Source organism: Desulfitibacter sp. BRH_c19, assembly GCA_001515945.1.
GTDB lineage: Bacteria > Bacillota > DSM-16504 > Desulfitibacterales > Desulfitibacteraceae > Desulfitibacter.
Genome location: LOER01000034.1, coordinates 173,361 through 189,286 on the forward strand (window position 1 = coordinate 173,361; position 15,926 = coordinate 189,286).

A 15,926-nucleotide genomic window follows, 5' to 3' on the forward strand; every position below is an offset into this window, starting at 1 on the left:
ACCCAGTATATTTAGAATGAAAATAAATATCGCAACCCCATTATTAAAAGTATTGTGACGATAATAATCAGCCAACCCCTTATGTTACCGAAATTAAGAGTCCAGCCTATTCCAAAACGCTTTTCGATAAATATAGTAGGGTCATTAGGATTAAAATAAAACTGACCAAGTTTCCAATATATATCATCATCTCTGTCAATTTCCTTTGCATCTTTTCCACTAGCAACCTTTATTCTGCTGCCACCCTGCCCTGTAAAAACTGATAGGACTATAGCATACAGGACGATGCAGCCTGTAAAACTCAGATTAAGAAAAGTAAGGGTTTTTGGATCAATGTCAAATATTAATGATAACTGAACAAAAGCAAATATTAGAACCATAATTGTCCCTGTAAATATGATAAACCCTGACCATTTACGTCTAAAGCTTTGATTTTGAATAAGAGATTTTTCCGGATTCGCTGCATTTATCTGTTGTTTAGCTCTAGATATCATACTGTTAATGAAAACAAACAATCCAATCATAAAAATTTGCTGAACAGGTACCCATAAAACTGTTTTATTGGATTTCTCGATCATATTTGTTGGTTCCCAATTGAACCCATAATGAATAGGGATTCTATTAGGTATCTGCTCAAAAAATATAATTGTCATTATTAGAGTAATAAACATTATAAACGTGGGAATTATGAACCACAGGTTTGAATAGGCTATTTTTTTATTTCTAAAACTAGTATCTACTACAACTGCTTGAGGCTTGTCTTGAACCCAATTTCGTTCAGATTTTAAATTCTTCATCTGAAAATAGTACTTTAAATAAAGAGCAAACAATGCACCTAGCAGGATAGCAATGCCACTCATAAAAACATATGTTGCCTGATCTGGATTTGGTGCATTAGATGATAATATTGAAAATATAACTGTAAGTGGAATAAATACCAAAAAAGCCTGTTTAGAATATATCTTTCTCATATCTCTTAATTCTTTACTGTAGTATATATCTTCAGGAATACTCACACCAAAACTTTCTGTTCTCCTAGTAAGGTATGGCATAAAACTTATTAAAGCTCCCAAAATAATATAGGTGCTATACATAACTAAAATAACCATTAAGTTTTCCATATATTTACTCCCTTCTGCCCTTTAATACTTCAAAGATTTCATTACAAAGATTTTTAAAATCATCTTCATTCATTCCTCTGCACATGGCTTCGGAAATAATGGGCCTTAATGTATCTCGTAAATTTTCTAAATAATCTGCAGTTACCTCTGGCATACCATCAGGGTTTATAACAACTCCTTTTTGCCTGTGTATCTGAATAAAACCATCCTGCTTCAGTAAATTATATGCTTTATTAACTGTATGCATATTTACTCCTAAATCAGAAGCCATATTCCGTACCGAAGGCAAAGGCTCTCCTGGTTTTAAATCTCCTGAAACTATTCCTTCTATAATAGTGTTTCTTAGCTGTGTATAGATAGGTGTATCTGATTGTAAGTCAATTTTAATTATCACGGCAGTCTCCTTTCTTGCCTGTTCTAACATATATAACTGTTATATATAATATATAACAGTTATATATTAATGTCAATATTAAAAGCCATAGAACTATGAAAATTCTATGGCTAATTTAGAATTGTTCAATAAAGCAAATTTCTAGGGTTGCCTGTCTACTGCAGAAGGTGCAAGCATTATAGCCTCTATGGAGGTTTTTCCCAACTGAAGAATATGCTCTTCAAGGCAGTTTTTGTTAAAAAGTTTAATATTGGTTCTACTTGTTAATAAATTCTTCTCGAACAGGTGAAAATACTTCAATTATAAAGGAATTCTCTAATACTTTCGCTTTATGTTCCACATTTCCTAGGATACACCAAGTATCACCAGCCTTCATTTCATATTCCTTACCATCAATTGTAAACAAAACTTTGCCAGAAACTAAGAAACCTGTCTGTTCATGTGGATGCTCATGCATAGGTATTACTGCATTTTTTTCTAGTTTGAATTCGCATAATAAGGTTTCCTTACCATATACAACTGCTTTACGATCTATACCTTCTGTGATCTTAATAAAGCCATTTTCTTCAACTTTGCTAACTCTACACGGAATCATTTTTTTCAGCTCCTATTTGAATTATTTACCCTTGCAATAATTTCTTAATTTTATTTTTCCATCCTATCTTTCTAAAACCGCTCCTGATGCTGCTGAACTAACCATTTTTGCATATCTTAGTAAATAGCTGTCTTCAGGCATGTCAGGATGGTTTGATATGCCTGCTTTTCGTCTGGCATCTATCGCTTCTTTAGATTCCCAGATTGCCTTTCTTTCAGCTAATACATCTTGAGAAACTTCTAACTCAATTATTCCATCATTAAGATTAAAGTTAATTATATCGCCATCTTCGATGAGTACAATAGGTCCTCCTTCTGCTGCCTCAGGTGATACATGACCAATGGCAGCTCCTCTAGTTGCACCTGAGAAACGTCCATCAGTAACTAAAGCTACTGTTTTCTCTAGCCCCATTCCAAATAATGCCGCTGTTGCAGTAACCATTTCCCTCATGCCTGGACCACCCTTAGGCCCCTCATATCGAACAACAATGACTTCGCCTGGATTAACAGCACTTGCAAACAGGGCATCTAAAGCCTCTCTCTCGGAATTAAAACACCTCGCTGGTCCTCTATGGCTTAGCATTTCTGGTAGTACTCCACCTCTTTTGCAGATAGCTCCCATTGGAGCTAGGCTTCCTTTAAGGTGGACCAATCCACCATTATGGGAATAAGGATCATCACAAGTTCTTATAACATCTGCATCAACAACTTTAGCCTTTGCTACATTTTCTCCAAGTGTCTTTCCTGTTACAGTAAGGCTGTTCGCATTAATAACTCCTAGCTCAATCAACTGTTTTACAACGGCAGCTACACCACCTGCTCGATCAAAATCTTCTGGAAAATGCTTTCCAGCTGGTTTCATTTTTACTATTTGAGGAACCTTGTTAGCATAATCATTGAATTTATCTAGATTCAGCTTAAGTCCAGCACTATGTGCTATCGCTGGCAGATGCAAAGCAGTATTTGTTGAACCCCCTATTGCCATATTTACTGCGATTGCGTTTTCAATAGCTTCCATAGTAATTATATCCCGTGGCTTTATATTATTTTTCAGTAATTCCATTACTTGCATACCTGCCATTTTTGCAAGTCCTACTCTTTTGCCAGTTACGGCCATTACATTTCCTGAGCCTGGCAAAGCCATTCCCATTACTTCGGTTAATATGTTCATCGTATTGGCTGTTCCCAATAAATTACAAGAGCCTGCCCCAGGAAGAGCTACAGATTCTAATTCATGAAGTTTCTCTTCACTCATTTCTCCTCTTTTTACGCGCCCTATACATTCATAAACGTCAGGTAGGCTAACCTTGTTTCCATTCCAGCAACCCGCATACATGGGACCACCGCTTACTATTACAGTTGGAATATTTAAGCGTGCTGCTGCCATTAAAACAGCAGGACTAATTTTATCACAATTTGTTACTAGCACCATAGCATCTAAAGCATGACCCATTACCATAATTTCTATAGAATCAACAATATGTTCCCTACTAGCTAAAGGGTACAGCATTCCTACATGCCTTTGAGCCAACCCATCACATGCTCCAATAATTGGAAACTCCATTGGGGTTCCTCCACCCATACGCACCCCATCTTTTACAGCTTGAGTTATCGTATTTAGATGGATATTACCAGCATGCATTTCATTAAAACCATTTGCCACTCCTACTAGTGGTCTTTCCATTTCTTCAGGAATGAAACCCATTGAGTGAAACATCATTCTGTTAGTTGCATTTTCCACGCCCTTAAGCATTATATGGCTTCTCATCTTAAAACCCTCCCATTCTTTGCGTGAACTCGATTATTTATTTCAAATCATATATCTTTAGTCTTGAAAGCTTTCTTTTAATTTAGAGCAAGCATCATAGAAGACTTTGGTATCAACAGATAATGAAAACATTTTAATGCCCTTTTGCTTCCATTCATCTAAACCTTGGCTATTCACAAAAAACATTCCTAATGATATCCCATATTGATGACCGATCTCCACCATCTTATCAACTTCATCTAATACTTCTCTATGATTAATCTGCCCTGGTAGACCTAATGACTGAGACAAATCATATGGCCCAATGGTAATGGCATCAACTCCTGATACCTGTGCAATATCTTTGAAATTTCTTACTCCCTCTACCCCCTCTACAAGCAAAACTATAGATGTTTTCTCATTCGCTATTTCAACATAATCTGCTCCATCCACAGCGCCGTACGTGTTAGCTCGTACAAATGGATTCACACCCCTGTTGCCTATTGGTGAAAATTTTGAATATTTAACGGCTTTTTCTGCGTCTTCTTTGGTAAAAATCCCTGGAATAATGATTCCTTCGGCACCCATATCAAGTGCCTTGGATATTTGAACCTGTTCATTAGAGGCAACCCTGATCAATGGTGATATAGTTGAAGACGATGCAGCCCTTACCATGTTTAATGCAGCCATACTCTCATAGCTGCCATGTTCTAAATCGATTACTCCGTAGTCAAATCCAACATACCCTAATATTTCCATTATTTCTGGTACAGGACATAATAAAAACATTCCTAAAAGATGATCTTTTTGTTTAAGCTTATCTTTAAATAACATAATTTATTTCCCCTCTTTACGTTACTTATTTTACCAGGCAGAAGTTTTTAAAGAGGGGTTCTCTACTCAAACATCTTGATAGAGAACCCCCTTTATAACGAAATGTCAATTTGTCAAGCCTGACCCTAATAAAGCCTGACCCTAATAAAGCCTTTCCAAATCTTCATCCTTCATGGTAAACTCGTGCTTTTTTTCTGGAAATTGGCCTTCATCTATTTCAGTACACCATGTATCAAATATATCTACCATTTGCTGTCCCATCTGAGCATATTGCTTTACAAATTTAGGCACAAATTTGTTAAATATCCCTAGAAGATCATATGCATTTAGGTTTTGACCAGTAGTATATGGGCCAGCCCCACAACCAATTGTAGGAATTGATAGTTTTTCATCAATTAACTTAGCTAAACCTGTTGGTAAGCACTCCAGAACAATTGCAAATGCTCCTGCTTCTTCTAAAGCTAAGGCTTCCTTCACAAGCTTTTCTGCTGCCTCTACGCTTTTACCTTGAACTTTAAAACCACCAACTAGAGCTGCTGTTTGTGGGGTTAATCCAATATGAGCAATTACAGGTATACCTGCATCAGCAACTGCTCTTACCCTTTCAACAACCTTCATGCCACCTTCCATCTTAACACAGTCTGCACCTACTTTTAGTAAAGTGCCAGCATTTCTTATAGCTTCTTCTGTGTTCACCTGATATGACAAAAATGGCATATCTCCTACTATAAATGTGTTAGGAGCTCCCTTTTTTACTGCTTTTACATGGTAAATAACATCTTCAATATTAACTGGAACTGTTCCCTCGTGCCCTTGAATTACCATCCCGAGCGAATCCCCAACTAATATGAGCTCTGCTTTTGATTGATCTACCATGGATGCCATGGGATAGTCATAAACTGTAATCATCTTAAATTTCTTGCCTAGATTCTTCATCTCGAGAATTCCTGGAATTGTTACCTTTTTCTTAGCCAAAATATTTACCTCCTTAACCAGTAATTTAAATGATTATTCATACCACTTTGAGCAAATGAACCTTTTACCTTTTAAAGACTGCCCCAGCCATTGCGGAAGTGACCTGTTTTTCATATCTATCCAAATAGCTTCCCTTTTGTACATTAGGAATTCGCTTTACCCATTTTGCTTTCCTCTTTGCCAACTCCTCATCACTAACCTCTAGGGTTAGTATTCCTGCAGGAATGTCTATAATGATAGTATCTCCTTCTTCAACTAAAGCAAGTGGGCCGCCTTCAGCTGCCTCAGGAGAAATATGTCCAATTGCTGCACCAGAAGTTCCACCTGAAAATCTTCCATCAGTTATAAGTCCAACCTGCTTATCTAATCCCATACCTACTATTGCTGCAGTAGGTGTAAGCATCTCCCTCATTCCAGGACCACCTTTGGGACCTTCATATCTAACAACCACAATATCACCAGGATATATTTTTCCTTCATAAATAGCAGCAACTGCTGGTTCCTCCTGATCAAATACCCTAGCTGGACCTCTATGGTTTAGCATCTCTGGTGCTACAGCAGCACTTTTACATACTGAACCTTCTGGTGCTAAGTTTCCATATAAAAGTTGGATACCACCTGTAGCTGAATATGGGTTATCCATGGGTCTAATAACATTTGCATCTATTACTTTTATACCTTTCACATTTTCAAACACCGTCTTTGCACTAACTGTAATCATATCCTTGTGTAGAAGTCCTGCTTCACAAAGTTGAGCCATAACTGCGGAAACACCACCAGCCCTATGAACATCTGCTGGGTAATGCCCTCCCCTGGCAGGCTTCATTTTAACAAGATGTGGTACTTTCTTTGCCCTGTCAGCAAAGCTATTAATATCGAAATCAATATCCGCCTCATGAGCTAACGCTGTAAAGTGCAAAACTGTATTTGTTGACCCTCCAATTGCAAGATCTACACTAATAGCATTTTCCAATGATTTAGCAGTTACAATATCTCTAGGTAAAAGATTCTTTTTATATAGTTCCATGATTTTATGCCCGGTCCTTTTTGCTAATGCTACTCTTTGTCCTGATACTGCTGGTATAGTACTTCCCGGCAAACACATTCCAAGTGCTTCAGTCAAAAAGTTCATTGAATTTGCTGTGCCAAGTAGGTTACAAGCCCCACATCCAGGTAGTGCTTCTTTCTCAATCCTTGCCAATTCTTCGTTGGTCATAATTCCCCTAGCAACATCCCCTTGGGCTGCCATAAGGTCCGAATAACCCACTTCATTGCCATCTATACATCCAGTAGCCATTGGTCCGCCACTAATCATAATAGCAGGAATATTTAATCTAACTGCTGCCATTAACATTCCTGGAGTTACCTTGTCACAGTTTGTAATTAGAACCATTGCATCATATGAATGGGCATTTACCATTACTTCAATGGAATCTGCTATTAGCTCTCTACTTGCCAAAGGATAATGCATTCCATAATTGCCTTGAGCAATACCATCGCATATACCAATAGTTGGAAACTCTATGGGAGTTCCCCCTGCTGCAATTACTCCTTCTCTAACTGCCTTTGCAATGCTATCTAGATGAGTATGCCCGGGCATAGTTTCATTTTGGGAATTTACAATTGCAACTAAAGGTTTATCCAACTCTTCAGGCAAAAAGCCCATGGAATAATATAGAGCTCTATGGGTAGCCCTTTCTAAACCCTTAGTAGTAACATGACTTCGCATTATATTTGCCTCCTTATTACTTAGTTTAAATTGTATTTATTATTTGCCCAACAAATTAGGTAACCACATAATAACATCTGAAAAGTAAGTTAGCATTAAAAGTATCCCAACTAATACTAAGAAATAAGGAATAATCCGCTTACTTATTTGTTCAATAGATACCTTAGATATTCCACTAGCCACGAAAAGATTTACTGCCATAGGTGGAGTAATCATCCCAACAGATGTATTTATAATTATTATTAGACCCAGAGCAACGGGATGAATTCCAAGCTGCATTGCCAATGGAAGCAATATTGGAGTCATCAAAAGAATAATTGATTGGGTTTCGAGGAAACACCCTAATAATAACAAACTTATATTTATCATTATGAAAATAATATATTTATTTTGAAAGGAATCCAGCATAAACCCTGCAATCTGGCCAGGAACGCCAGCACTTGTCATAAGCCATGAGAATGATGATGATACTGCTACAATAAATAATACAATTGCAGTACTTGTAGCAGACTTTGCAAAAATACCTCTGAGCTCAGAATACTTTAATTCCCTATAGATAAACTTACTTACTAAAAATGCATAGACACAGGAGACTGCTGCTGCCTCTGTGGGTGTAAAAATTCCCCCGTATATTCCGCCCAAAATAATTACAGGCATTAGCAACGCCCAAATAGCCTCTCTAAAAGATTTAAACAAATTGACAAAACCAATGGTATCCGTGCCACTTTTCTCATATTTGCTACACGTAATGACACTAACTAGAATTATTCCAGATGCTAATAATAATCCTGGCACTATACCTGCAATAAACATTGAACCTACAGATACCGAAGCTACTACAGCATACGTAATCATTGATATACTTGGCGGAATAACAACTCCAAGAGTACCTGATGCTGCTGCAATAGCTGCAGCCTTATCCTTTGGATAACCTGCCTTAGTCATGGCAGGTATCATTAATCCACCTATAGCAGCTACAGTAGCTGGGTTTGAGCCTGATATAGCCCCAAAAAAAGCTGAGGCTGTAGTTGTAATAATTGAAAGGCTGGCAGGTAATTTACCAAGTAAGGCCTTTGCAAAGTTTATGAGTCTTTTTGAAATACCTCCCCGTTCCATTAAATCTCCAGCCAATATAAAGAAAGGTACCGCCATAAATGGAAAGTTATCTACTGCTGTAAACATTCTTTGAGCTATAATCATGCTTGAAGTTGTGGTATCAACAAATGTTAAAGCAGCTAAAACTGCCATACCCATAGAGATACCAATAGGCACATTAATAATTAACATTAATAATAGTGTTCCAAAAAGTACTAGGGCCATTTATTTCACCACCTTATCTACATCCATAAGCTTATTCTCTTTCCATTGAATTACAATATATTGAATTGACCTAAGTGCCATTAATGAGCAACCTATGGGTATAGCAGCATATGCTATCCAAATAGGTATGCCTAAAGAAGGTGAACTTTGCCCCATGGCCATTTGGGCTTTAATTAGATTTATCGCTAGACTAACAACCGTAGAACAAAACACGATAATAACAATTGTTCTCAAAATCTTAAAGTATTTATGAACTTTCTCCGGCATGAGTTTATAGAAAACCTCAACAGCAAAGTGCGAATTTTTCTTTGCTCCTGTACCTATTCCCAAGTAAATAATCCATATCATCATGTATCTAGCTAGCTCTTCAGCCCACGAAATTGTCATAAAACCTGTGTACCTAAAAAAGGTGGCTATGAATACTAGCAAGACCATTAAAGGAAGTAAAATGACAATAAGATTCTCCTCGAAATTATCAATAAAACTTGCTATCTTATTCATTAGCTTACTCCTTTTACCAATTATTTTTATAAAAATAGAGTACAGAAGTAAATCTGTACTCTATTTACTTTTCAATTATTGACCTATTAATGCTTCAATATATTCGGGATTAATCTGATCCGCAAATTTTTCATATACTGGTTCGCATGCCTTTTGCCATTCTAATTTATCAACTTCAGTAACAACCATGCCTTTTTCTGCTAAAGCACTAACCAGTTCAGCATCAAGGTCACTACTATACTGTCTTTCCCAATCTCTAGCTTCCTTTTCAGCCTTTACAATAGCTTCTTGAGTGTCGGAAGAAAATCCATCGAAAAGCTCTTTATTAATTGACATTACAGCTGGTGAGTAGAAATGCCCCGTTAAAGAAACATGCTCTTGAACTTCATATACCTTAGCCGTATCAAGAATTACAAGGGGATTTTCCTGCCCATCGATTGTACCCTGCTGTAGTGCTATAAACACTTCACCCCATGCCATTGGTGTTGGTTGGGCGCCAAGATGGCGGAAAGTTTCAAGGTGGATTGGGTTTTCCATAGTTCTAATTTTCATACCTTCAATATCTTCCGGACTAACAATAGGACCTGCATTATTGGTCACGTGACGGAACCCATTTTCCCAGAAGCCTAAAGCGTTAATTCCCATAGGTTCTAAACTCCCAAGTATCTCTTGACCAATTTCTCCATCCATAACCTCATAAGCCTTTTGTCTATCAGTTATTATAAATGGCAAATCAAATAACATGAAATCGGAGGAGAAGTTTGGTAGTGGTCCAGTAGAAGTTAAACTCATTTCAATAGTTCCAATACCCACACCTTCGACCAAGTCTCTTTCATTTCCAAGCTGACTACTTGGAAAAATCTGTATTTCGACTTCACCATCAGTATACTCAGATACCTTATCAGCAAAAACCTGTGCACCTTTTCCATAGTGACTATCAGCTTCTGCAGTCATTCCCAATCTTAGAACAACTTTTTCAGGTTCATTTGAACCATTGTCGGTATCTGGTGCCTTATCATTACCACCACAGGCTACTAAAGTAAACATCATTGCAATTACAACAGCAATCATTAAAAATCTCTTCAATTTCCTAACCCCCCACATTTTTTCTTGCTTAGATATATTTAGATATATTTAAATATATCCTTTAAAGAAACCCCCATAAACTCCTTCTTTATTAGTGATAAGTTTATTCGGCTACACCGAACAAACTTATCACTTAAAAGTAGTACTATATAAAAGAGGAGGATGGTTGAATGTTTCTCTGCTATCTTAATTCTATAGTAATCAATAATTCCCTTGAGAGTATTTTGACATTGAATATTAAATTATTGACCTTTAGCATCTTCGATGATTTTACTAGGACTAATACTTGTGTGCTTCTTGAAAACACTACTAAAATAGCTAGGGTCATGTATTCCAACCTGTCTACCTACTTCACCTACCGAAAACTTTCCAGTCATAAGTAAAGTTTTTGCCTTTTCTATTCTAGTTTTTGTTAAAACTTCAGCAAATCCTTGTCCCGTTTGTTTTTTAAATATTCTGCTCAAATAAAATGGGCTTATAAAGAGTTTACCCGCAACTCCTTCTAAAGTAACTTCTGCATGATAGTTTTGTTTTATATAATCAATGGTCAAATTAATATAGTAGTCAGAAGATGAAATCCTTGCAGGAGTGATCTTGGAACATAACTCGCTGATTATGTTCTCTATGGCGTTTTTTAAGTCTGTTACTGTAATTAGTTGATTATTAATGGATGCAATCTTTTCTCTAAAGAATTCAGTTTCTTCTCTAGTTAAGATATCTTTTGCTGATACACAGACTATAAGCGTAAGCAAGTCTGAAGTAAATCCAATAGCTTTATCTTTACGGCAAAAAGTATCATTCATTACTGTAAGGCTTCTATTAATTAGCTCTAAAATAAAACTATACTCTTTCCGCAAAACAGCACTAAAAACCTCACCTTGAACATCTGACACCTTTGGTAATACGCAACTTTTTTCTTCCATGTTTGCACTAAAATGTATCCCACTATTAAGCCAGAATAGTGCATTCTCACAGATTTCATTGGCTTTATTAAATGCTGAATGAATATTGCCTTCCATTGAAAGGGTTAGTACACCAGCATAAATACCATAACCATTTGAAGAGCACCATATGTTTATGTCTTTCATCATATCCTTGGTTAGTTGTTTTTTACCAAAAACTATTAACTTTCCTCCAGTTAGGACAGTATACAATCCATTATCTAAAGATTTGTTTATTGCTGCCGCTATTTTTGTAATAGTAGTTTCATTTATAATAATTCTACTACTTTTCTCATCAACAAATGTAGCAACAAGGATTTGAGTGTAGTTGTAATCCTTAATTCCTAAAATTTTTTTAGCCACTTTTTCTTGGCCTATCTTTAAATTGTCGTTTATTAGATCCACTACAAACTGTTTTTTTAGGTTGGGCTCTATAGTCTTAAGGTTATTGTGCAATCTTAAGGCTTTAGAAGTCTCCAACTTTTCCTTTAACTTACTTTTTATGCCTCTTTTTAGTACATTGATAAGTTTTTCCGGACTTATGGGTTTACTAAGATAATCTTCTACATCTATTTCAATTGCCTTTTTTGCATAATCAAACCGCTCATAAGCTGTTAAAATATAGATTTTGATCCCTGGGTACTTTTCCTTAATCATGGCTGCTGCTTCTAGACCATTTTTATGAGGCATTGATATATCAATAATCATAAAGTCTGGTTGAAATTTTTCTGCCAATTCCACAGCTTGATACCCATTCTGTGCTTCTCCACAAATTTTTAAAGGCATTTTATACTTATCAATGACATATCGGAGAAACTGTAATTCAATTAGTTCATCATCAACAATTAATAATTTATACATATAGATTTCTCCTTCATTAAAAATCATTCCTTGATTGTATACCTATACACACTATTATGCATTGGAAAATTTTTCTCAAGCCCCAAAACAACTTGGTCGCTAATTTAATAAACTAAGAGCATATAAAAATATATATGCCCTCATCCAATATTAAAACAATATAATAATAATATGAAACCTGCTATAACTACTACATTTGCGCTCATTTAATTAAGATAATGGCAACTCTATGGTCGCTTTTGTACCATTTTCACAAAGCCTTTCAATATTAAAACTAAAATCTATTCCATAGTAATACTCAAGTCTCTTGTAAATATTTTTTAAACCTATCCCTTTTATGGATGACAATGAGCTGAAGTTTTGATTTGTAAATTCCTGTACTTCCTGTACTACCTTATTTTCCACACCGCAACCATTATCAATAACCTCTAGAACAACCTTATTGTTTTTTAAAAACCCGTTAATAATTAATTTGCCCTGCCAACTAATATTGGTAAATCCATGCAGAATGGCATTTTCTACCAAAACCATTAATGTCATGTTGGGAACTTTTATTGACAACACTTCTTCAACTATATTGATTTCTACTGAAAATCTAGTTGGAAACCTAGTCTTTTGTATCAACAGATAGTCATTTATTTGGTCTATCTCCTCTGCAATGGATAAAAGTGATTCAGTTTTACCTAAACTTCTTCTTAACAAATTAGATAATGCGTAAGTGAGACTAGAGGCTGTGGTAGCACCCTCCATTAATGAAGTTTGGGCTATTGTGTTTAAAGTATTAAAAAGAAAATGTGGGTTTACCTGTGATTCTAAGAACTTTAACCTTGCCTCATTTAAAGAACTTTCAAGTTCTGCCTTTCTTTGCTCTTCTTTTGCCAAGCTAAGTTTGTAAGCACTTATTTGCTTCCCCCTTGCTGAGTGTATTATCATCTGTACAAGAGACGCACTAAAAATGGAAAGAGTTTCTGCAACAGATTTTAAGTGATTTCTATTGATAATGTTTAGATTCACATAAGCTTTGTGAGCTAATAAATAATCCCTTTCTGAAAAAGAACTCTTTATTAAAACTTCATCATAATCTGTAGATACCTCAACCCTTCCATAGCCACATCCTAAATAACCAAGCAGTCTTTGATTAATAATAATAGGTGATTGAATGGAATACACATTAAATTTACATTTAAAAACTACAAGTTCATTGCCCTTTTTATCTCCATTATCAGTACACAACACACAATTTCCTGCTTTTTGTCTCATACAAAGAGTACAAAAATCCGGGAAGTTTTTTGGTTCAGCTAGCAAGTCACCAGAACAATCCACTAATGTGACAGCCAGGCTAACACTTTGGGCAAATTTATCCGCAATTATATTAAGATTAACTAATTTGTCTATATCATATAGATTTAAGTCATCTATTGTCTCCATTTCATTAAGAGGTTCTAGTAAAGCAGGATATACTATACTTAAGAATTGAGATTGTTTGTCAGTTTTATTAGTCAGATAATGTTGGGCACCATCTGGAACATACCCAAGCTTTCCTTTTCTTAAAACAAGCTTTCTTCCGTTAATTATGTGAATACTTTCCCCTTCTATACCATACAAAATTTCTATATATCCAGCATGTGTGTGTAGCTCTTGTTCTTTACCTGGAAATGCTGTGCCAAAAGAAAGGGTTGGCTGAGTATTAAAACCGTCTGGGTCCATTTGTAGCCAATACAAGTCTCCCCATTCATAATGCTGTTCATCTATGATTTCTAAATCAAATAGTTTATGAATTGTTTTTTGAATTTGTTCATTCACCTGTATCACCTAATATTCTATAGTTTATTAAAGCTTACATATTAAGGCTTTGGCATTTATTACACTTTACGTTTAACTATTATCAAATTTACAGTCGACCATACAAGAGCATATTAGCCTTTGAACAAGTTATATAATAACATATATAACTTGAAACGTACAAAAAAACAGCGTCAACCATGTCGTACTGATTTTTACCGCTGTTTCTATATATCATACTAGTAGCTCTGTGTTGTCTGAATAATCCTGTTTAATAAAACTTAAAGATAAGAAATAATAAAACTGGGATTGTTACGATACTTACTAATGTAGTAAACACAACTCCTTCACTAGCCATTCTTACGTTGCCTTCATACGTTTCTGCAAAAATTGTTGCAAGAACACCAGAAGGTGTGCCTGCCATAATAATAACCACACCTGCAACCATAAGAGAAACACTAGCCAGTTTTAGTATCACAAATAAAAGTATGGGTATAAAAAGTAATCGTATAAAAGTTATGGCAAAGTACTTTCTTAATTCCTTAAACCTTATTTTATCAATTTCCAATGTAAGCCCTATTATTATAAAGGACAATGGAAATGTCATTGAACCAATTGTTTCAAAGGTTTCCAGAAACGGAGATGGTATTCTCAGCTTTAATGCGACCATCACAATACTTGCGAACATAGCAACAACAGTCGGTTCTTTAAGAAATTTTAATTTGGTAACTTTGATGTCCTTTGGAGTCATTAACCACAACCCATAAGTCCATACTATAACTACATTAACCAGATTAAAAATAATTGCTAAAAATAAACCCGTCTCTTGAAATACTACTAATACAATTGGAAAGCCTATAAAAACCGTATTTCCAAACAAACACAGAAACTCTAGAAGGTTTTTCTCTTTCTCCACAGTATTTGAGTACTTAACTGTTTGTCTAAACATTAGAGCAGTCACTACTATAATTACTAAGGAGGTGAAGGCTACTAATAAGCTTTGCCTTATTAATTCAAGTTCTAATTCAAAATCAAAGGCAGTTAATAAAAGTAATGGTAAAGTTAAATTCATAACTAATTGTGTCAAAGCAGGACTTATGTTACCATTTAACAATTTTAACTGTTTAGCCGCTAATCCCATAAATATTAATAAAAAGAATATACCAATGGTTTCTATAACATTTAAATACAATCTACATCTACCACCCTACACTTCATTGTTTATGCCTTCAAAAATGTCAATTTGTCAAGCCTGACCCTTAAAACCTAGTTCTTTGGAGATTTCTAAGCCAGCCGCTACAGCTAATTCAGCCATTTTTTTTAGAGAATTCAAGGTCATTCTTGTTGTTGGCCCAGCAATGCTGATTGCAGCTATTACTTTGCCTGAATGGTCCATAATCGGTGCAGCTACACACCTTAAACCTTCCTCATTCTCCTCATCATCAATTGCATATCCCTTTTTTCTAATATCCTCTAGATGTTGATTAAAGACTTCCTCATCTGTAATAGTATTAATTGTATATTTAGGAAGTCCATATTCTCTAATTATTTGTTCCCTCTCTTCAGCATCCATCCATGCCAATATGGCCTTGCCAACACCTGTACAGTGGGAAGGTTGACTTTTACCTATTTCAGTATGAATTCTCATGGATTGAATACTTTCCTGCTTTTCTATATAAACCACTTTTCCCTGGCGCATTATGACCATGTGTACAGTTTCATTAATCTGCTGCGAAAGGCGTTTTATAATGGGTTTTGCTTTGCTGCGGAAATCAATTCCGTTTAATGAGGCATTAGCAATAAAAGTAAATGCAATACCTAATTTATATTTACCACCTTCAGCATCCTGTTCGAAATACCCTCTTCCGATTAATGTGTTTAAAGTTGCATGAACTGTACTCTTATTTATGTTTAGCTTTTTGCTAATCTCTGTAACACCCATAGGTCGACTTTCCTGTGCCATAAGTTCAATGATCCGGAATGCCTTATCAACTGACTTAAGATTATTTTTGTCCTCCCCCATTTAGATAATCCTCCAGTT

At 35.7% G+C, this 15,926-nt stretch carries 14 protein-coding genes; all 14 read right to left on the reverse strand.

All coding sequences use genetic code 11. The features are described from left to right. Positions 1 to 11 precede the first annotated feature (11 nt). Positions 12 to 1,121, reverse strand: coding sequence for a hypothetical protein (locus tag APF76_06540; GenBank protein KUO50120.1), 1,110 nt, complete (start codon positions 1,119 to 1,121; stop codon positions 12 to 14). Positions 1,122 to 1,125: 4 nt separating this feature from the next. Further along, entirely contained in the window at positions 1,126 to 1,515 is a 390-nt protein-coding gene (locus APF76_06545) for a GntR family transcriptional regulator (protein KUO50121.1), read from the reverse strand. A 256-nt stretch (positions 1,516 to 1,771) separates the two neighbouring features. Further along, a complete protein-coding gene (locus APF76_06550) occupies positions 1,772 to 2,110 on the reverse strand; it encodes a cupin (protein KUO50122.1) in 339 nt (112 codons plus the stop codon). 63 nt (positions 2,111 to 2,173) lie between these two features. Continuing rightward, the gene (locus APF76_06555; protein KUO50123.1) at positions 2,174 to 3,877 is read right to left on the reverse strand and encodes a dihydroxy-acid dehydratase; all 1,704 of its coding nucleotides are present in this window, start codon (positions 3,875 to 3,877) and stop codon (positions 2,174 to 2,176) included. 57 nt (positions 3,878 to 3,934) lie between these two features. Continuing rightward, positions 3,935 to 4,690: a hypothetical protein gene (locus APF76_06560; protein KUO50124.1), complete on the reverse strand. Its 756-nt coding sequence runs from the start codon at positions 4,688 to 4,690 to the stop codon at positions 3,935 to 3,937. Between the two features lie 141 nt (positions 4,691 to 4,831). Next, positions 4,832 to 5,626 carry a 3-methyl-2-oxobutanoate hydroxymethyltransferase gene (locus APF76_06565; GenBank protein ID KUO50155.1) on the reverse strand — a complete coding sequence of 265 codons (795 nt, stop codon included), beginning with the start codon at positions 5,624 to 5,626 and terminating at the stop codon, positions 4,832 to 4,834. Between the two features lie 103 nt (positions 5,627 to 5,729). Next, positions 5,730 to 7,394, reverse strand: a complete 1,665-nt coding sequence (locus APF76_06570) for a dihydroxy-acid dehydratase (protein KUO50125.1) — start codon at positions 7,392 to 7,394, stop codon at positions 5,730 to 5,732. Positions 7,395 to 7,433: 39 nt separating this feature from the next. Next, complete coding sequence (locus tag APF76_06575; protein KUO50126.1) at positions 7,434 to 8,714, reverse strand: C4-dicarboxylate ABC transporter permease; 1,281 nt, start codon at positions 8,712 to 8,714, stop codon at positions 7,434 to 7,436. Further along, the gene (locus tag APF76_06580; protein ID KUO50127.1) at positions 8,715 to 9,215 is read right to left on the reverse strand and encodes a hypothetical protein; all 501 of its coding nucleotides are present in this window, start codon (positions 9,213 to 9,215) and stop codon (positions 8,715 to 8,717) included. 75 nt (positions 9,216 to 9,290) lie between these two features. Further along, positions 9,291 to 10,286: a C4-dicarboxylate ABC transporter substrate-binding protein gene (locus APF76_06585; protein ID KUO50156.1), complete on the reverse strand. Its 996-nt coding sequence runs from the start codon at positions 10,284 to 10,286 to the stop codon at positions 9,291 to 9,293. 257 nt (positions 10,287 to 10,543) lie between these two features. Next, complete coding sequence (locus APF76_06590) at positions 10,544 to 12,103, reverse strand: hypothetical protein (protein KUO50128.1); 1,560 nt, start codon at positions 12,101 to 12,103, stop codon at positions 10,544 to 10,546. 210 nt (positions 12,104 to 12,313) lie between these two features. After that, the gene (locus tag APF76_06595) at positions 12,314 to 13,906 is read right to left on the reverse strand and encodes a hypothetical protein (GenBank protein ID KUO50129.1); all 1,593 of its coding nucleotides are present in this window, start codon (positions 13,904 to 13,906) and stop codon (positions 12,314 to 12,316) included. A gap of 250 nt (positions 13,907 to 14,156) precedes the next feature. Beyond that, positions 14,157 to 15,077, reverse strand: a complete 921-nt coding sequence (locus tag APF76_06600; GenBank protein ID KUO50130.1) for a hypothetical protein — start codon at positions 15,075 to 15,077, stop codon at positions 14,157 to 14,159. A gap of 54 nt (positions 15,078 to 15,131) precedes the next feature. Beyond that, positions 15,132 to 15,908, reverse strand: coding sequence for a hypothetical protein (locus APF76_06605; protein KUO50131.1), 777 nt, complete (start codon positions 15,906 to 15,908; stop codon positions 15,132 to 15,134). Positions 15,909 to 15,926 lie beyond the last annotated feature (18 nt).

Excerpts from the sequence above, each read along its gene's own strand:
- APF76_06580 (KUO50127.1), bottom strand. The coding sequence starts at position 9,215 with ATGAATAAGATAGCAAGTTTTATTGATAATTTCGAGGAGAATCTTATT.
- APF76_06570 (KUO50125.1), bottom strand. The coding sequence starts at position 7,394 with ATGCGAAGTCATGTTACTACTAAGGGTTTAGAAAGGGCTACCCATAGA.
- APF76_06555 (KUO50123.1), bottom strand. The coding sequence starts at position 3,877 with ATGAGAAGCCATATAATGCTTAAGGGCGTGGAAAATGCAACTAACAGA.
- APF76_06540 (KUO50120.1), bottom strand. The coding sequence starts at position 1,121 with ATGGAAAACTTAATGGTTATTTTAGTTATGTATAGCACCTATATTATT.
- APF76_06565 (KUO50155.1), bottom strand. The coding sequence starts at position 5,626 with ATGAAGAATCTAGGCAAGAAATTTAAGATGATTACAGTTTATGACTAT.
- APF76_06590 (KUO50128.1), bottom strand. The coding sequence starts at position 12,103 with ATGTATAAATTATTAATTGTTGATGATGAACTAATTGAATTACAGTTT.
- APF76_06605 (KUO50131.1), bottom strand. The coding sequence starts at position 15,908 with ATGGGGGAGGACAAAAATAATCTTAAGTCAGTTGATAAGGCATTCCGG.
- APF76_06560 (KUO50124.1), bottom strand. The coding sequence starts at position 4,690 with ATGTTATTTAAAGATAAGCTTAAACAAAAAGATCATCTTTTAGGAATG.
- APF76_06585 (KUO50156.1), bottom strand. The coding sequence starts at position 10,286 with ATGATTGCTGTTGTAATTGCAATGATGTTTACTTTAGTAGCCTGTGGT.
- APF76_06575 (KUO50126.1), bottom strand. The coding sequence starts at position 8,714 with ATGGCCCTAGTACTTTTTGGAACACTATTATTAATGTTAATTATTAAT.
- APF76_06550 (KUO50122.1), bottom strand. The coding sequence starts at position 2,110 with ATGATTCCGTGTAGAGTTAGCAAAGTTGAAGAAAATGGCTTTATTAAG.